General features: G+C 72.6%; 15 protein-coding genes. 9 read left to right on the forward strand and 6 right to left on the reverse strand.

Annotated elements, in window-relative coordinates; all coding sequences use genetic code 11:
• Positions 1-93 precede the first annotated feature (93 nt).
• Positions 94-1,419, reverse strand: a complete 1,326-nt coding sequence (locus tag ACFWEE_RS19675; RefSeq protein ID WP_386890662.1) for a DUF2252 domain-containing protein — start codon at positions 1,417-1,419, stop codon at positions 94-96.
• Positions 1,420-1,676: 257 nt separating this feature from the next.
• Between ACFWEE_RS19675 and dnaE the strand changes: the two genes are divergently transcribed.
• A complete protein-coding gene (dnaE, locus tag ACFWEE_RS19680; RefSeq protein ID WP_386890664.1) occupies positions 1,677-5,216 on the forward strand; it encodes a DNA polymerase III subunit alpha in 3,540 nt (1,179 codons plus the stop codon).
• Positions 5,217-5,335: 119 nt separating this feature from the next.
• On the opposite strand, the gene ACFWEE_RS19685 is transcribed toward dnaE, so the two are convergent.
• Entirely contained in the window at positions 5,336-5,515 is a 180-nt protein-coding gene (locus tag ACFWEE_RS19685; protein WP_327175229.1) for a hypothetical protein, read from the reverse strand.
• A 236-nt stretch (positions 5,516-5,751) separates the two neighbouring features.
• On the opposite strand from ACFWEE_RS19685, the gene ACFWEE_RS19690 reads away from it, so the two are divergent.
• From ACFWEE_RS19690 to ACFWEE_RS19705, 4 genes are all read left to right on the forward strand, one after another.
• Entirely contained in the window at positions 5,752-7,017 is a 1,266-nt protein-coding gene (locus tag ACFWEE_RS19690) for an NYN domain-containing protein (RefSeq protein WP_386890666.1), read from the forward strand.
• Between the two features lie 220 nt (positions 7,018-7,237).
• A complete protein-coding gene (locus tag ACFWEE_RS19695) occupies positions 7,238-8,221 on the forward strand; it encodes an ABC transporter ATP-binding protein (RefSeq protein ID WP_386890745.1) in 984 nt (327 codons plus the stop codon).
• 91 nt (positions 8,222-8,312) lie between these two features.
• On the forward strand, positions 8,313-9,188 hold the full coding sequence (locus ACFWEE_RS19700) for an ABC transporter permease (protein WP_386890668.1): 876 nt from the start codon (positions 8,313-8,315) through the stop codon (positions 9,186-9,188).
• A gap of 157 nt (positions 9,189-9,345) precedes the next feature.
• On the forward strand, positions 9,346-10,173 hold the full coding sequence (locus ACFWEE_RS19705) for an ABC transporter permease (protein ID WP_386890670.1): 828 nt from the start codon (positions 9,346-9,348) through the stop codon (positions 10,171-10,173).
• Positions 10,174-10,245: 72 nt separating this feature from the next.
• On the opposite strand, the gene ybaK is transcribed toward ACFWEE_RS19705, so the two are convergent.
• The 4 genes from ybaK to ACFWEE_RS19725 all read right to left on the reverse strand — a co-directional run bounded on the left by ybaK (position 10,246) and on the right by ACFWEE_RS19725 (position 14,534).
• Positions 10,246-10,743: a Cys-tRNA(Pro) deacylase gene (gene ybaK, locus ACFWEE_RS19710; protein ID WP_386890672.1), complete on the reverse strand. Its 498-nt coding sequence runs from the start codon at positions 10,741-10,743 to the stop codon at positions 10,246-10,248.
• 29 nt (positions 10,744-10,772) lie between these two features.
• A complete protein-coding gene (locus ACFWEE_RS19715; protein WP_386890674.1) occupies positions 10,773-11,519 on the reverse strand; it encodes an LON peptidase substrate-binding domain-containing protein in 747 nt (248 codons plus the stop codon).
• A 5-nt stretch (positions 11,520-11,524) separates the two neighbouring features.
• Positions 11,525-12,619, reverse strand: coding sequence for a hypothetical protein (locus tag ACFWEE_RS19720; RefSeq protein ID WP_386890676.1), 1,095 nt, complete (start codon positions 12,617-12,619; stop codon positions 11,525-11,527).
• Between the two features lie 301 nt (positions 12,620-12,920).
• Positions 12,921-14,534, reverse strand: coding sequence for an oxidoreductase (locus ACFWEE_RS19725; RefSeq protein ID WP_386890678.1), 1,614 nt, complete (start codon positions 14,532-14,534; stop codon positions 12,921-12,923).
• Positions 14,535-14,679: 145 nt separating this feature from the next.
• Between ACFWEE_RS19725 and hisD the strand changes: the two genes are divergently transcribed.
• Genes hisD through ACFWEE_RS19745 form a run of 4 tightly spaced genes read left to right on the forward strand, consistent with a single transcriptional unit; the run spans position 14,680 to position 17,913 of the window.
• Complete coding sequence (hisD, locus tag ACFWEE_RS19730) at positions 14,680-16,011, forward strand: histidinol dehydrogenase (RefSeq protein WP_386890680.1); 1,332 nt, start codon at positions 14,680-14,682, stop codon at positions 16,009-16,011.
• Entirely contained in the window at positions 16,008-17,150 is a 1,143-nt protein-coding gene (locus ACFWEE_RS19735; RefSeq protein ID WP_386890681.1) for a histidinol-phosphate transaminase, read from the forward strand. Before hisD ends, ACFWEE_RS19735 begins: the two co-directional genes overlap by 4 nt.
• Positions 17,147-17,749, forward strand: coding sequence for an imidazoleglycerol-phosphate dehydratase HisB (gene hisB / locus ACFWEE_RS19740; protein WP_386890683.1), 603 nt, complete (start codon positions 17,147-17,149; stop codon positions 17,747-17,749). The genes ACFWEE_RS19735 and hisB overlap by 4 nt, the downstream gene beginning before the upstream one ends.
• A complete protein-coding gene (locus tag ACFWEE_RS19745) occupies positions 17,746-17,913 on the forward strand; it encodes a hypothetical protein (RefSeq protein ID WP_327175220.1) in 168 nt (55 codons plus the stop codon). The genes hisB and ACFWEE_RS19745 overlap by 4 nt, the downstream gene beginning before the upstream one ends.
• Positions 17,914-17,923: the final 10 nt, after the last annotated feature.

Raw genomic sequence — 17,923 nt, forward strand, 5'->3', positions numbered from 1 at the left:
CCGCGGAGGGCCGCCCGGGCGGAGGCCGCTCGGCCCGCGGCCCGGTCAGAGGTCCGGTCGGAGGCCCGGTCAGAGGCCCGGTCAGAGGTCCGGTCAGAGGCCCGGGATGCGGCCGTTGCGGAAGAGGTCCACGAAGATCCGGTGGTCCCGGCGGGCCCGCGCGCCGTAACTGTGGGCGAAGTCCACGAGCAGGTCGCCGAAGCCGTCCTCGTCGGCCGCGATGGCGGCGTCGATGGCCCGCTCGGTCGAGAACGGCACCAGCGAGTGGCCGCTCTCGTCGTCGGCCGCCGCGTGCATGGTGGCCGTCGCCCGGCCGAGGTCGGCGACGACCGCCGCGATCTCGTCGGGCTCGTCGATGTCGGACCAGTCCAGATCCACGGCGTACGGCGAGACCTCGGCGACCAGCTGTCCGGCGCCGTCCAGCTCGGTCCAGCCCAGCCACGGGTCGGCGTGGGCCTGGAGCGCCCGCTGCGAGATCACCGTGCGGTGGCCCTCGTGCTGGAAGTAGTCGCGCACCGAGGAGTCCGTGACGTGCCGGGAGACGGCCGGGGTCTGCGCCTGCTTGAGGTAGATCACGACGTCGTTCTCCAGGGCGTCGCTGTTCCCCTCCAGCAGGATGTTGTACGAGGGCAGCCCGGCCGAGCCGATGCCGATGCCCCGGCGGCCCACCACGTCCTTCACCCGGTAGGAGTCCGGGCGGGTCAGGCTCGACTCGGGCAGGGTCTCCAGATAGCCGTCGAACGCCGCGAGGACCTTGTACCGGGTCGCCGCGTCCAGGTCGATGGCGCCGCCGCCCGCGGCGAACCGGCGCTCGAAGTCGCGGATCTCCGTCATCGAGTCCAGCAGCGAGAAGCGGGTGAGCGACCGGGCCGTGCGGAGCGCCCCGAGCAGCGGGCCGTCGGCGGTGTCCAGGGTGAAGGGCGGCACCTCGTCGTTCTTCGCGCCGGTCGCGAGCGCGTGGATCCGCTCGCGGTACGCGGCGGCGTAGACCCGGACCAGCTCGGTGATCTGGTCGTCGCTGAGCGCCTTGGCGTACCCGATCAGGGCGACGGAGGCAGCGAAGCGCTTGAGGTCCCAGGTGAACGGGCCGACGTACGCCTCGTCGAAGTCGTTGACGTTGAAGACCAGGCGGCCGTTGGCGTCCATGTACGTGCCGAAGTTCTCCGCGTGGAGGTCCCCGTGGATCCAGACGCGGCCGGTGCGCTCGTCCAGGAACGGGCCGCCGTGGCGCTCCCGCGCCAGGTCGTCGTAGAACAGGCAGGCGGTGCCCCGGTAGAAGGCGAAGGCCGAGCCCGCCATCTTCCGGAACTTGACCTGGAAGGCGGCCGGGTCGGCCGCCAGCAGCTCACCGAAGGCCGTCTCGAAGACGGCGAGAATGCGCTCCCCGCGGTCTTCCGCGCCGCTCAGCTGTTCCGACATCGCTGGGTGCCTCCTGGTACAGGGCGTCGACCTGGGCCGAGCGCCGTCGAACTTGGCGTTCATGACAAATGGGACAGGCGTCTCCGCCCCTCCAACGCGCGACCGTACTCCCAAGTGCCCGACGTTCGTCAGCGCGGAGACGTAGACTTCCACGCTGTCCCCTCGACACCCCCCAGCCGTCGGTTGTCCGTCGCCCGCCCGTCATCCCGGGCCGAGTGCGGCGTGCCACATCTGTCATCCCCCGGAGGCACAGCGCCGTGACCAAGCCGCCCTTCACGCACCTGCACGTGCACACCCAGTACTCCCTGCTCGACGGTGCCGCGCGGCTCAAGGACATGTTCGAGGCGGCCAACACCATGGGGATGTCGCACATCGCCATGACGGACCACGGCAACCTGCACGGGGCGTACGACTTCTTCCACACGGCGAAGAAGGCCGGTGTGACGCCGATCATCGGCATCGAGGCGTACGTCGCCCCGGAGTCGCGCAAGCACAAGCGGAAGATCCAGTGGGGACAGCCGCACCAGAAGCGCGACGACGTCTCCGGTTCCGGTGGGTACACCCACAAGACGATCTGGGCGGCGAACAGCACCGGGCTGCACAACCTCTTCAAGCTCTCCTCGGACGCGTACGCCGAAGGCTGGCTGCAGAAGTGGCCCCGCATGGACAAGGAGACCATCGCCCAGTGGTCCGAGGGCCTGATCGCCTCCACCGGGTGCCCCTCCGGCGAGGTGCAGACCCGGCTGAGGCTCGGCCAGTTCGACGAGGCCGTCCAGGCCGCCTCCGACTACAAGGACATCTTCGGCGAGGGCAAGTACTTCCTGGAGCTGATGGACCACGGCATCGAGATCGAGCGCCGGGTCCGCGACGGGCTCCTCGAAATCGGCAAGAAGCTGAACATCCCGCCGCTGGTCACCAACGACTCGCACTACACCTACGCGCACGAGGCGACCGCCCACGACGCCCTGCTCTGCATCCAGACCGGCAAGAACCTCTCCGACCCCGACCGCTTCCGCTTCGACGGCACCGGCTACTACCTCAAGACCACCGACGAGATGTACGCCGTCGACTCCTCCGACGCCTGGCAGGAGGGGTGCGCCAACACCCTGCTGGTCGCGCAGCAGATCGACACCACCGGCATGTTCGAGAAGCGCGACCTGATGCCGAAGTTCGACATCCCGGACGGCTACACGGAGGTCACCTGGTTCCGGGAGGAGGTCCGGGTCGGCATGAACCGTCGCTTCCCGAACGGCATCCCGGACGACCGGCAGAAGCAGGTCGAGTACGAGATGGACATCATCATCCAGATGGGGTTCCCGGGGTACTTCCTCGTCGTCGCCGACTTCATCATGTGGGCCAAGAACAACGGCATCGCGGTCGGCCCCGGCCGAGGCTCCGCGGCCGGCTCGATCGTCTCGTACGCCATGGGCATCACCGACCTCGACCCGATCGAGCACGGCCTGATCTTCGAGCGGTTCCTCAACCCCGAGCGCGTCTCCATGCCCGACGTCGACATCGACTTCGACGAACGCCGGCGCGTCGAGGTGATCCGGTACGTCACCGAGAAGTACGGCGCCGACAAGGTCGCCATGATCGGCACGTACGGCAAGATCAAGGCGAAGAACGCCATCAAGGACTCCGCCCGCGTCCTCGGCTACCCGTACGCCATGGGCGACCGCCTCACCAAGGCCATGCCCGCCGACGTCCTCGGCAAGGGCATCGACCTCAACGGCATCACCGACCCCAAGCACCCGCGCTACAGCGAGGCCGGCGAGATCCGGGGGATGTACGAGAACGAGCCGGACGTCAAGAAGGTCATCGACACCGCCAAGGGCGTCGAAGGACTGGTCCGGCAAATGGGCGTGCACGCCGCCGGCGTGATCATGTCCAGCGAGCCGATCGTGGACCACGCCCCGGTCTGGGTCCGGCACACCGACGGCGTCACCATCACCCAGTGGGACTACCCCCAGTGCGAGTCGCTGGGCCTGCTCAAGATGGACTTCCTCGGCCTGAGAAACCTCACCATCATGGACGACGCCGTCAAGATGGTGAAGGCGAACAAGGGCATCGAGCTGGAGATGCTCTCCCTGCCGCTGAACGACCCCAAGACCTACGAACTCCTCTGCCGGGGCGACACGCTCGGCGTCTTCCAGTTCGACGGCGGACCGATGCGCTCGCTGCTGCGCCAGATGCAGCCCGACAACTTCGAGGACATCTCCGCCGTCTCGGCCCTCTACCGGCCGGGCCCGATGGGCATGAACTCGCACACGAACTACGCCGAGCGCAAGAACGCCCGCCAGGAGATCACCCCGATCCACCCGGAGCTGGAGGAGCCGCTCAAGGAGGTCCTCGGCCTCACCTACGGCCTGATCGTCTACCAGGAGCAGGTGCAGAAGGCGGCCCAGATCGTCGCCGGTTACTCCCTCGGCGAGGCCGACATCCTGCGCCGCGTGATGGGCAAGAAGAAGGCCGACGAGCTGGCGAAGAACTTCGTCCTCTTCGAGGCCGGTGCCAAGAAGAACGGCTTCTCCGACGCGGCGATCAAGGCGCTCTGGGACGTCCTGGTGCCGTTCGCCGGATACGCCTTCAACAAGGCGCACTCCTCCGCGTACGGGCTCGTCACCTACTGGACCGCCTACCTCAAGGCGAACTACCCCGCCGAGTACATGGCCGCCCTGCTGACCTCGGTCAAGGACGACAAGGACAAGTCGGCGATCTACCTCAACGAGTGCCGGCGCATGGGCATCAAGGTGCTCCCGCCGAACGTCAACGAGTCCGAGGCCAACTTCGCCGCCCAGGGCGACGACGTGATCCTCTTCGGCCTCACCGCCGTGCGCAACGTCGGTGCGAACGTCGTGGACTCGATCATCCGGTGCCGCAAGGCGAAGGGGAAGTACAGCACCTTCCCCGACTTCCTCGACAAGGTCGAGGCGGTCGTCTGCAACAAGCGCACGGTGGAATCGCTCATCAAGGCCGGCGCCTTCGACGAGATGGGCCACACCCGCAAGGGGCTCGTCGCCCACCACGAACCGATGATCGACAACGTGGTCCAGGTCAAGCGCAAGGAGGCCGAGGGGCAGTTCGACCTCTTCGGCGGCATGGGCGAGGAGGAGAGCGACGAGCCGGGCTTCGGTCTGGACGTCGAGTTCTCCGACATCGAGTGGGAGAAGTCCTACCTGCTCGCCCAGGAACGCGAGATGCTCGGCCTGTACGTCTCCGACCACCCGCTCTTCGGTCTGGAACACGTGCTCTCCGACAAGGCGGACGCGGCGATCTCCCAACTGACCGGCGGGGAGCACGGCGACGGCGCCGTCGTCACCGTCGGCGGCATCATCTCCGGCCTCCAGCGGAAGATGACCAAGCAGGGCAACGCCTGGGCCATCGCCACCGTCGAGGACCTCGCGGGCGCCATCGAGTGCATGTTCTTCCCGGCCACCTACCAACTGGTCTCCACCCAGCTGGTGGAGGACACCGTCGTCTTCGTCAAGGGACGGCTCGACAAGCGCGAGGACGTGCCCCGGCTCGTCGCCATGGAGATGCAGGTCCCCGACATCTCCAACGCGGGCACCAACGCGCCCGTCGTCCTCACCATCCCCACCGTGAAGATCACGCCCCCGATGGTCAGCCGCCTCGGTGAGGTGCTTTCCAGCCACCGGGGCGACACCGAGGTCCGCATCAGGCTCCAGGGCCCGCGCAAGACCACCGTCCTGCGGCTCGACCGGCACCGGGTGAAGCCCGACCCGGCGCTCTTCGGCGACCTCAAGGTGCTGCTCGGCCCGTCCTGCCTGGCGGGCTGACGGAACCGGCGCCACGTGCCCGTCCCCGTGCGCGGGGCGGAGCGGTCGCGCACGGGCCACGCGAAGGGGCGCTCCCGCCGACGACGGCGGGAGCGCCCCTTACTGCGGTGTCACGGCCGTCAGTTGTGGCCGAAACGCCGCTGGTGCTTGCGGGCCACGTCCGAGGGGCTGCCCTGGGCCTGCGACTGCGACGTGCTCCGGTCCTCGAAGGACGTCGACTTCGCCTGCTCGGCGCCGCGCTCCGCCGCGGACGCGCGGTCCTGGGGGCTGCCCTGCTTACGGTTCTTGTTCTTGGCCATGGTGAATGCCTCCTGTGGGGAATCCTGAGTGCCAGGACCGATGTCAGACTCACATAGCCCCACAGGGCACGCATGTTGGATCATTACCTTCCGTAGTGGACATCGCGGCGGGCCCCCTCCGGGCAACTCCCACCGCATCCGCCACGCCGAAGATCGAGTTCCGGCCGTCTACTTCCGCGCGGTCGGGCAGACTCGACGGAAACCCTGAACGGCCGTTCGCCGAATTCCGGAAGAGGGTGGAACGCGTGGACCGTTGCGTCGTCCTGGTGGACGCCGGCTATCTGCTGGGCGCAGCCGCGAGTCTGCTGGCGGGCGAACCAGCCCGCTCGCGCATCACCGTCGACCACGCCGCCCTGATCCAGGGCCTGCGCGAACGCGCCGAGGCCGACACCGAGCAACCCCTGCTGCGCATCTACTGGTTCGACGGTGCCCCCGACCGCGTACCGCAGCCCGAGCACCGCCGGCTGCGGGTCATGCCGCGGGTCACCGTACGGCTCGGTGCGCTCACCCGGAGCGACGGGCGCTGGGCGCAGAAGGGCGTCGACGCGGCCATGCACGCCGAACTGACCGAACTGGCCCGCAACCGCGCCTGTTCCGACGTGGTCCTGGTGACCGGCGACGGCGACCTCTTGCCCGGTCTCATGTCCGCCAAGGAACACGGCGTCGCCGTCCACCTCTGGGCCGTCCAGGCCGCCGACGGCGACTACAACCAGTCCGAGGACCTGGTGGCCGAGGCCGACGAACGCCGCGTGCTCGACCGGGCCTGGATCACCAAGGCCGTCCGCGCCAAGGAGACCGGCGCGATCTGCGCCCCGCAGCCCGCCCCGCGCCCCGAGATCGCCGCGATCCTCTCCGCGCCCCTGCCCGAGGCCGCCCTCGCCGCCTCCGCCGAGCGCGCCTCCGAGGCCCAGGCGGCGGCCCGCGCCGGTGCCCCTCCGGCACCCCGCCCGGAGACCGGTACGCCCGAGCCCGCGCCCGCCCACGGCCACAAGGGCGTCCCCACACCGAAGGACCTCGCCGCCCTCCGCGCGTCCGCAGCGGGCCCCGCAGCCCCGGCGCAGAACCACTCCGCCCCGGTGCCGAGTGCCACGCTGCGCTGGTCCTCCGACCGGGGATGGGCCGACCGGGGCTCCCTCGGCGAACCCCCCGAGACCGCCTCGCTGCCCACCCTCGCCCAGGTCACCACCGCCGAACAGCGCTGGGCCGACCGCGAGGAGGACATCACCACCGTGGGCGGCGACCCCTTCGAGGTCGGCCAGGTCTTCGCCCGCCGCTGGATGGACCGGCTCCCCGAGACCGTCCACCTCCAGAAGCTCTCCACCATGTACCCGCGCATCCCGCACCGGATCGACGGCGAGCTCCTGCGGTACGCGGCCCGCTTCGGGCTCCTCGCGCACAAGGACGACCAGATCGACGAGCACGACCGCTACGCCATCCGGGCCGGATTCTGGCGCGAGATCGACATCACCGCCGCCGTGGACCACGTCCCCGCACCGGAGTGACCCGGCGGGCGCCCACGGGCGGCGTCCGGCGGACCACCGCCGGGGCGCGGCGCCCCCGTCCGGCCGCGGTCCCCGGGACGTCACGGGGCTCCCCGGGCGCCCGCCGCGCTCCGCGCGTCGGCCCGGGACCGGGCCCCCGGCGCAATCCGGACCATCCGACCCCGTACTCTCGTACCTCGTGAGTACGGGCACAGCACAGGCGCAGAGGGCCACCGGGACCGTGTGCGCGGTGCGTGATCTGGTGAAGACCTACCCGGCCGTCCGGGGCCGCCGCGGCGCGCCCGCCGCGCCCGAGGTACGGGCCACCGACGGCATCACCCTGGAGGTGCGCGGCGGCGAGATCTTCGGGCTGCTCGGCCCCAACGGCGCCGGCAAGTCCACCCTGGTGCGCCAGCTCACCGGGCTGATGCGGCCCGACTCCGGCAGCGTCGAGGTGCTCGGCCACGACCTCGTGCGCCACCCCGAACGCGCGTCCCGGCTCATCGGCTACCTCGGCCAGGAGTCCACCGCCCTCGACGAGCTCACCGTCTCCCTCGCCGCCGAGACCACCGGCCGGCTGCGCGGACTCCCGGTCCGCGAGGCCCGCGCCGAGCGCGACGCCGTACTGGAGGAGCTCGGCCTCACCGAACTCGCCGCGCGGCCCCTGAAGAAGCTCTCCGGCGGCCAGCGCAGACTCGCCTGTTTCGCCGCCGCACTCGTCGGACAGCGCCCCGTGCTGATCCTGGACGAGCCGACCACCGGCATGGACCCCGTCGCCCGCCGCGCCGTCTGGGCCGCCGTGGACCGGCGCCGGGCCGAGCACGGCGCGACCGTGCTGCTGGTCACCCACAACGTCATCGAGGCCGAGACGGTCCTCGACCGGGTCGCCGTCGTCGCACGCGGCAAGGTCATCGCCTGTGACACCCCGCAGGGCCTCAAGGAGCAGGTGGCCGGTGAGGTCAGGGTCGAGCTGATGTGGCGCGAGCGCGCCCCGCTGGACGTCCCCGAGGTCGCCGCCCTGCGCGCCTCGGCCCAGGAGTCCGGGCGCCGCTGGGTGCTGCGGCTGAAGCCGGACGAGGCACGGGCCGCCGTCGCCGCGGTGACCGGCGGCGCGGCGTTCGCGGCCCTGGACGACTTCACCCTGGCGACCCCCAGCCTGGAGGACGTCTACCTCGCGCTCGGCGGGGACGCGGCGGACGCGCGCAAGGGACTGGTGAAGGCATGAGGCCGACGGCAGTGGCCCCGGCAGGCCCGGGCCCCGGGGACGGACGGGACGTGTGCGGAGGAACAGCGGCAGTGAACGGGAGCAGCGCCAGGTGACGAGCATCGTTCCCGCCGAGGCGGTGTCCCCGCCCGGCCGGCCGGGCGGGAGCCCGGCCCCGTCCACGGGGTCCGCCGGGTCCACCGGGGCGGCCGGCGGCTCCTGGGCCGGAGAGCCGGCCCCGCTGGCGCCCCGCGCCCGGCTGCTGCCCGCGCTGGCCGCCGTGTACCGCGCCCAGCTCTCCCGGGCCCGGGTGGCCCGTATCCCGCTGCTCTTCGTGGCGACCTTCCAGTCCGTCGGCATCATGATCATGATGCGCGGGGTCGTGGACGGCGGCACCGAGGCGCGGGCCGTCGTCGCGGGCTCCAGCGTGCTGGTGGTCGCCTTCGTCGCGCTGAACCTGCTCGCCCAGTACTTCGGCCAGCTGAGGGCCAACGGCGGCCTCGACCACTACGCCACCCTGCCGGTGCCGCCCGCGGCCGTGGTGCTGGGCGCGGCGGGCGCCTACGCCTCCTTCACCGTGCCGGGCGCCGTCTTCACCGCGGTCGCGGGGAGCGCGCTCTTCCAGCTGCCGATGGCGCACCTGTGGGTGCTGGTCGCCGTGGTCCCGCTGGCCGGGGCCGCGCTCTCCGGGCTGGGCGCCGCGCTCGGCCTTCTGGCCCCGCGTCAGGAGCTGGCCACCCTGCTGGGGCAGCTCGGCATGTCCGCCGCGCTGCTGCTGGGGGTGCTGCCCGCCGAGCGGCTGCCGGAGGTGGTGCGCTGGGCGCGCGACCTGCTGCCGTCCACGTACGGGGTGGAGGCGCTGGCCCGTTCCTTCGACGCCGACCCCGACTGGGCCGCCGTCGCGCTGGACCTCGGGGTCTGCGCGGCGGTGGGGGTGCTCTCGCTGGCCGTGGCGACCTGGGCGTACCGCCGGGCGGCCGTGCGCTGAGGGCCGGGGCGGCCGTGGGCCGCGGGCCCGGGCGACCGGGGGCCGGGTGCCGGGTGGTGCCGGGCGTTCTCCGCGAGGGGCCCGGTGGCGGCGCGGGCGGTGCCCGGTGATCAGGTCCGGTGCGGCGCCGCCCGGGGGCGCCTGGCACGATGGCACGGTGACCGCACCCTTGACGCCGCCCGACCCGCCGACGCCCTACGATCCCTGGCCGACCCCTCCGGCGGGTTCGCACCTCGCCCCCGGTCAGTCGCCGCCCGTCCGCGCCGAGGCGCGGGCCGCGGTCGGCCGGGCCGCGGTCGTCGCCGTACTGGTGGCCGTCGCGGGCGTCGCGCTCGGCCTGCTCTGGCTCTGGCTCTCCCCGCGCATCCCGCTGATCTCGGACGACACCGCCGTCTACCTCAAGGACAGCGAGGGCGAGGAGGCCGTCGGAGCGGACGGCACGTTCGCGCTGCTCGCCGCCGGATTCGGTGTCGTCTCGGCCGTCGTGGTCTACCTGCTCCGGCGTACCGGCGGCATCCCGACCGTGGTCGGCCTGGCGCTCGGCGGCCTGCTCGGAGCGCTGCTCGCCTGGTGGCTGGGTACCTCCCTCGGCCCGACCTCGGACGTGGTCGCCCACGCAAAGGAGGCCGGGAAGGGGGTGACCTTCGACGCGCCGCTGGAGCTGAACGCGAAGGGCGCGCTGCTCGCCTGGCCGGTGGCCGCGATGGTCGTGCACCTGATCCTCACGGCGGCCTTCACGCCCCGGGACCCCGACCCCGACCTGCAGTGGCAGCACCCCGGGTGGGCGACGGGCGGCGCCGCGGCGCCCTACGGCACGGCCGGGCAGCCGGTCCAGGGCCAGCCGGTCCAGGGCGCACCGGGCACGGCGGCCGTACCCGGCACGCCCGGCGCCCCGGAGCCGGACGGGGCGGGCCCGGACGCCGGTACGCGGGCACGGGCGCAGAGCGACCCGAAGGGCCCCGCCGGACCGCAGCCGCCGGCCTGAGGCTCCGCGGCCCGGTGTGGCTCCGGCTTCCGGCGTCGCGACCTACGCGCGCCCGGCTTCCGGCGTCGCGACCTACGCGCGCCCGATCGGCGCGAACACCGCGCCGGTGAGCCGCGCCAGGTCCGCCGCGGCCAGTTCGACCTCCAGGCCCCGGCGCCCGGCCGAGACGCAGATGGTCGGGTGCGAACCGGCCGAGGCGTCGACGACCGTACGCAGCCGCTTGCGCTGGCCCAGTGGCGAGATGCCGCCGCGTACGTACCCCGTGGTGCGCTCGGCCGCCGCCGGATCGGCCATGGCGGCCCGCTTGCCGCCGACCGCCGAGGCGAGCGCCTTCAGGTCGAGCGAGCCCGCGACCGGGACCACCGCCACCGTCAGCTCGCCGTCCACGTCGGCGACCAGGGTCTTGAAGACCCGGTCGGGGGAGACGCCCAGAGCCTCGGCCGCCTCCTCGCCGTAACTGGGCGCCGCCGGGTCGTGCTCGTAGGCGTGGACCGTGAAGGCGGCCCCTGCCGCGGTCAGCGCGACCGTCGCCGGGGTGCCGCCCTGCTGCTTCTTCGTCTTCTTCGCCACGGGCGCGAGGTCCTCCGGGGGAGATCGGGTCAGTTCAGGTGCGTGGGGGCGCGGGTGAGTTCCACGGCCGGGAGCGACGGCAGATGGCGGATGACCGCCGTCTCCTTGCGGAGCAGGGTCAGTTCCTCGCGCAGCCGGGTCGCGGTGTCCGGGGCCTGGAGCAGCCGCTGCTTCGTGGCCACGTCCAGCACGGTGGCGGCGGCCACCAGGTAGGAGACGACGGACGGTTCGTCCGGCAGGTCGCCGCCGGTGGTCAGCGACCGCTCGTTCGCTCCGGCCAGCCGCTTCTGGTACGTGCGGAAGGCGCGCATCACGCCCTCGGCGAGGGTCCGGGCCTCGCCGGCCTCCTCGTCCTCGGCGAGGTACTCCACCTCGGCCGTCAGGTACGGGCCGCTCGCGTCCACCGAGAGCAGCCGGACCCGGGTGGTGCCGGTGGCCAGCACCTCGAAGCTGCCGTCGGCGCGCTCGCGGATCTTGGCGGCGTCGGCCACGCAGCCGACGCGGTGGAAGGACTGGACCGGGTCGGCGCCGAAGCCGTCGGCGGGGGCGCGTTCGGTCTGGGCCGCCGTGCCCTCCGGCATCCCGGTACCGGTCACGGCGGTCTCGCGGCCGTCCCGTACCGCCACCACCACGAAGCGGCGGGGTTCGTCGTCGTCGGTCTTCAGCAGCTCGCGCATGATGGCGCGATACCGCTCCTCGAAGACGTTCAACGGCAGCACGAGGCCGGGGAACAGAACCGCGTTGAGCGGGAAGAGGGGCAGGTGCGCTGTGGTCACAACGCTCAAGCGTAATGGCCGAGGGCCCTGCCGTGGGCGGCCCGGTTCCACAGCGGGGTCACCGAGGCCACCTGGAGCCGCGCCGCGTCCCTGGCGTCCAGGAAGCGGGCCAGCGCGTCCTCGGCCGCCGACGGCCGCGGACGCGGCCGGGACCGGGAGGAGGGCGGGGACCACGGGAGCGGCCGGGACCACGGGAAGGAGTGGGCGTACGGCCCGATCAGCCGGAACTGCTCCAGCGCCTCGCGCCAGCGGCCCCGCACCACCAGGACGTACGCCAGGAGGTTGCGGACCTCGGCGGGCCACGGGTCCCCGGGGGCGTACGCGGCGGAGAGGCCGATCGCCAGATCGGCGGCGGCGTCGATCCGGCGCTCCGGCACCGGGGCGGTCCGCCCGGCGGTGTCCGGGTCGAGCAGCAGCGCGGCGGCGGCGCGCACCGGCAGCCCCTGCACCAGGGAGGTCGGGGCGGCGTCCTCGGCGGCCCGCTCCGCGAAGTCGAAGCAGGCGCGGTGCGACCCGTGCCGGGCGGCGGAGAGGTAGCGCAGCGCGGCCAGGTGGCAGCCGTAGTGGTGCGGGGAGCGGCGGACGGCCTCCGTCCACACCGACTCGAACGCGGTGTGCGTGGCGCGGGTGCCCCGTGCACGGTCCAGGGCGAGGTGCCAGGGGACCGGGTCGCGGGGGTCGGCCTCGGCCGCCGCGGTGATCAGCGGGGCGGTCTCGGCCAGCCGCTCCGCCGCAGCGGGCGACTCCCACGCCCGGCGGACGGCGAGCCCGGCGCGGACGAGCAGCGCGTCGGGGTCGCCGGGGGCGGCGTCCAGCCAGTCGTCCAGCCATCCGTCCCGGCTGCGGGCGAAGGTGACCAGGCGGCCGAGGTAGCGGTCGCGCAGCTCCCACTCGGCGGTGTCGCGGGTGGTGGCGAGGAGCTTCGCGGCAGGCCCGTACGCGCCGTCGGCGGCGGCCACCAGCGCGGGGGAGAGACGGCTGTCGGGGGCGTCGAGCATGACCGCGTCGGCCGGGGGAAGTCCGGTCGACAGCCGGGAGCTGTGCCGGACCCTGCGCGCGGTACGGAGCGGAGCGCGAAGCGAGGGCATGGTGCGGACCATTGAAAAACGCTGGTGGGGGCGGCGCCAGGGGTCTGCTGTGAAGCTTTGGTGCCGAGTCGGGCGGATCCGTGGGGGTTGCCCCCGGAAAGGTCAAGAGCGGGCAAAGGAGGTGAACCTGAATGGCTGAAATTCGACCTCCCGTGCGGGATCTGTTCGAACTCGACCGGCCTGCCCCGACCGCCCGGGCGCGACCGTCGGGCCGCCCCGTCCACCCGTCCGAGGCGGGACCGCACCCGGCCGGGAGGCGGCACGGGACCCCTCCCGGGGCGGGACCGCACCGGGGGCGCGGCCCCTGCCGCCCTCACCCCCGGGTCAGCAGCCGGGAGGCTCCGGCGGCCACCGTGGTGGCCAGAACCCACCCCACCAGCACCAGCCCGGCGGACACCCACTGCCAGCCGCCCGTCATCCGCCAGTAGCCGTCCTGGCCGAGACCGATCACCGGGATCAGCAGATCGAGCGCGTACAGCGCCGGATTCCACTCCGGGTGCTCGTCCCCCTTGATCGACGACGGCTCGTGCCGGGAGAAGACCAGGGTGCTCGCCGCCCAGAGCACCGCCATCCACACCGCCGCCCGGCCCGGCCGGTAGCCGTACGCCACCGTCCAGTCCTGGAGGAACCCCCACAGCTTCCCGGCGAGCGGCAGCGTCTCCCGGCGGCGGCGCTGCTTGGCGAGCAGCACCTCCCGGGCGTCCGCGTCCTCGCCGCAGTTGCGCAGCACGGTCGCCAGCCGCTCGTACGGCTCGGGGACGTACTCCGGGGTGGCGGCGAGGACCCACTCCAGCCGCCGGGAGAGCGGGAAGTGGCCGTACGGGACGAGGTTCTCGTAGACGAACCCGCCCATCGCCAGCCCGCCGGGACCCGGCCAGCTGGTCGACAGGTCGATGAGGGTGACCACCCGGGCGCCGTTCAGCACGACCCGGCCCTCCTCGGGGCGCTCCAGGCTGAACCGCAGCTCGGGCACGACGATCCGGCGCATCGACAGCTCCTCCTGCGGCTCCAGCACGAACCGCGCCAGGTGCAGGTCGAGCACGTCCCCGAACCGCCCGTCGTCGAGGCGGACGCCGCCCCGGCACTCGAAGATCCGCGCACGCGACCCCCGGGCGGGCGTCAGGTCCGACGTCGGCCCGTGCACGATGCCGTACGGGGGAGTGGTGCCCTGGTTCCCCGTCTCGGTGCTCACCCACGCCTCGGTCAGGTAGAGCGTCCGCTCCACTCTCAACTGCGGCGCGTTCAGGGCCTTGCGGCCCTCCGCCGCCCGCAGCCGGCTGCCGCGCAGGCTCAGCGAACCGCCCACCGTCGCCCCGCGCAGGCTGACCTCGCCGTACGTCTCGATCATCTCCGCCTGGAGGTCCTGCGCCACGGTCAGCCCGTCCGCGGCGATCGCCCGGCCCCGCCGGTCGCAGCCCACGCTGATCTGGTTGACCAGCAGGTCCGTGCCGACCTGGGCGTCCGTCAGCCGCACGCCCCGGTCGACCCGGCAGCGCGGCAGATGGAGGTCGCCCTCGGTGCGCAGCCGGGCCGCCTCCAGCCGGGGCATCGCGCAGCCGACCATCCGCAGCGTCGTGAAGTGGCACTCGGGGAACATCACCTCCTGCTCGAACCGGCAGCCGGTCAGCTCGACGTACGGCGAGACCCGGCCGCCCGCCAGGTCGAGCTTGCCGGTGATGCGTACGCCCCTGAGCTTCAGCGCTGCCACCCGTCCCGGCCGGGCCGGCGGACCGCTCAGCAGCAGCCGCGCCACGACCCGGGCGCCGACGCTCCGCCCCGGCCCCCACATGTGCGGGCCGAACGGATCGTCGCGTTCGGGGTCGTGGGTGCGCAGATCGAAGGTGCTCCCGTTCCGGAAGGACTGCCACATGCCCAGCTCCGCGGCGCTGAGTCCTTCCGGGATGTCGCTCTCGTGCGGCTCCGTCACTCCCGACCTCCCTGTGCACGGCTACAGCCGTTCTTCCCCCTGTGTGACCGTATGAACGGAAAAAGCCACACAGGGTGACGGAGATATGTATCAGCCACTGATACGGCCGACCGGACGGCTCGGGCGGTCTGAGAGAATTGGGGGTGTGATCTCTCGAATCGATCTGCGCGGCGACGTCCTCCCCGAGGGCGCCCCCTTGCGCGACCTGCTGCCCCGTGCCGAGTTCGACGTGGAAGCCGCCCTGGAGACGGTGCGGCCCATCTGCGAGGACGTACGCCATCGTGGCTCGGCAGCGGTGATCGAATGGGGCGAGAAATTCGACGGCGTCCGGCCGCAGTCGCTCCGGGTGCCCGCGTCCGCCCTCGCGGACGCGCTGGCGGAGCTCGACCCCGCCGTCCGCGCCGCCCTCGAGGAGTCGATCCGCCGCGCCCGCCTCGTCCACCGCGAGCAGCGCCGCACCACCCACACCACCCAGGTCGTGCCCGGCGGCACGGTCACCGAGAAGTGGGTGCCCGTCGAGCGCGTCGGGCTCTACGTTCCCGGCGGACGCTCGGTCTACCCGTCCTCCGTCGTCATGAACGTCGTCCCGGCCCAGGAGGCCGGCGTCGAGGGCATCGCCGTGTCCTCCCCGCCGCAGAAGGAGTTCGGCGGCCTGCCGCACCCCACCATCCTGGCCGCCTGCGCCCTGCTCGGCGTGGACGAGGTGTACGCCGCCGGCGGCGCCCAGGCCATCGCCCTCTTCGCCTACGGCACCGAGGGCGAGGACGGCTGCCGCCCCGTGAACCTCGTCACGGGCCCCGGCAACATCTACGTCGCCGCCTCCAAGCGCCTCCTCAAGGGCCGCATCGGCATCGACGCCGAGGCCGGACCCACCGAGATCGCGATCCTCGCCGACTCGACCGCCGACCCGGTGCACCTCGCCGCCGACCTGATCAGCCAGGCCGAGCACGACCCGATGGCCGCCGCCGTCCTCGTCACCGACTCCGAGGAACTCGCCGCCGCCACCGAGGCCGAACTCGCCCCCCAGGTCGCCGCCTCCAAGCACGTCGCCGACCGCATCGCGCCCGCGCTCGCCGGCCGGCAGTCCGCGATCGTCCTCGTCCGCGACCTCGCGGACGGGCTGAAGGTGGTCGACGCGTACGGCGCCGAGCACCTGGAGATCCAGACCGCCGACGCCGCCGCCGTCGCCGACCGCGTCCGCAACGCCGGCGCGATCTTCGTCGGCCCCTGGTCCCCGGTCTCCCTCGGCGACTACTGCGCCGGCTCCAACCACGTCCTGCCCACCGGCGGTTGCGCCTGCCACTCCTCGGGCCTCTCCGTGCAGTCCTTCCTGCGCGGCATCCACATCGTCGACTACACCCGCGACGCGCTGGCCGAGGTCACCCACCACGTGGTCACCCTCGCCGAAGCCGAGGACCTGCCCGCCCACGGCGCCGCACTCAAGGCACGGTTCGACTGGAAGGTTCCGCAGGCGTGACGAACGACAACGGCCCCCGCACGGACGGCGGCCCCGTCCGCATCGACGACCTCCCCATCCGGGAGGAGCTGCGCGGCCAGTCCCCGTACGGTGCCCCCCAGCTCGACGTAGCCGTCCGGCTGAACACCAACGAGAACCCCTACCCGCTGCCCGACGCGCTCGTCGACCGGATCGCCGAACGCGTCCGCGAGGCCGCCCGCGAGCTCAACCGCTACCCCGACCGGGACGCCGTCGAGCTCCGTACCGGACTCGCCGGCTACCTCAGCCGCACCGCCGGACACGAGGTCACCACCGCCCAGGTCTGGGCGGCCAACGGCTCCAACGAGGTCATCCAGCAGCTGATGCAGGCGTTCGGCGGCCCCGGCCGCACCGCCATCGGCTTCGAGCCCTCGTACTCGATGCACGCCCTCATCGCGCGCGGCACCGGCACCGGCTGGATCTCCGGCCCGCGCAACGAGGACTTCACCATCGACGTGGACGCGGCGAAGAAGGCCATCGCCGAACACCGCCCCAACGTCGTCTTCATCACCTCCCCGAACAACCCCACCGGCACCGCCGTCGACGCCGCGACCGTCCTCGCGCTGTACGACGCGGCGCAGGCGGCCCGGCCCTCCCTCGTCGTCGTCGACGAGGCGTACGGCGAGTTCAGCCACCGCCCCTCGCTGCTCCCGCTGATCGAGGGCCGGCCGAACCTGGTGCTCTCCCGCACCATGTCGAAGGCGTTCGGCGCCGCCGGGCTGCGCCTCGGCTACCTCGCCGCCGACGCCGCCGTGGTCGACGCCGTCCAGCTGGTACGCCTGCCGTACCACCTGTCCTCCGTTACCCAGGCCACCGCGCTGGCCGCCCTGGAGCACACCGATACGCTCCTCGGGTACGTCGAGCGGCTCAAGAGCGAGCGGGACCGGATCGTCGCCGAACTCCGCGCCATGGAGTACGAGGTCACCGAATCGGACGCCAACTTCGTCCAGTTCGGCCGCTTCGAGGACAGCCACGCCGTGTGGCGGGCGATCCTCGACCGGGGCGTGCTGGTCCGGGACAACGGCGTACCGGGATGGCTGCGGGTCACCGCGGGGACCCCGGCAGAGAACGACGCGTTCCTCGATGCGGTTCGCGAAATCAAGAAGGAGCACGACGCATGACGGGCGAGAGCCGCGTGGGCCGCGTGGAGCGCACCACCAAGGAAACCTCCGTACTCGTCGAGATCAACCTCGACGGCAGCGGGAAGGTCGACGTCTCCACCGGCGTCGGCTTCTACGACCACATGCTCGACCAGCTCGGCCGCCACGGCCTCTTCGACCTCACGGTCAAGACCGAGGGCGACCTGCACATCGACTCGCACCACACCATCGAGGACACCGCCCTCGCGCTCGGCGCCGCCTTCAAGCAGGCGCTCGGCGACAAGGTCGGCATCTACCGTTTCGGCAACTGCACCGTCCCGCTGGACGAGTCGCTCGCCCAGGTCACCGTCGACCTCTCCGGCCGCCCGTACCTGGTGCACACCGAGCCGGAGAAGATGGCGCCGATGATCGGCGAGTACGACACCACGATGACCCGGCACATCCTGGAGTCCTTCGTCGCGCAGGCCCAGATCGCCCTGCACGTCCACGTCCCGTACGGCCGCAACGCCCACCACATCGTGGAGTGCCAGTTCAAGGCCCTCGCCCGGGCCCTGCGCTACGCCAGCGAGCGCGACCCGCGCGCGGCCGGAATCCTGCCTTCCACGAAGGGCGCCCTGTGACCGGCCTCAACACCATCCTGATCGTCGTCGGCCTCTTCCTGGCCGGCGGCGTCTACTCCTTCGCCAAGCAGGGCATGCCCAAGGGCGTCATCGTGCTGCTCTGCATCGCCTCCGCACTGTGCCTGGTGGCGGGCGTGCTGCGGATCCAGGGACTGTGGGACTGAGGGGCCGGGG

The sequence above is a fragment of the Streptomyces sp. NPDC060184 genome, from assembly GCF_042728795.1.
Classification (GTDB): Bacteria; Actinomycetota; Actinomycetes; order Streptomycetales; family Streptomycetaceae; genus Streptomyces.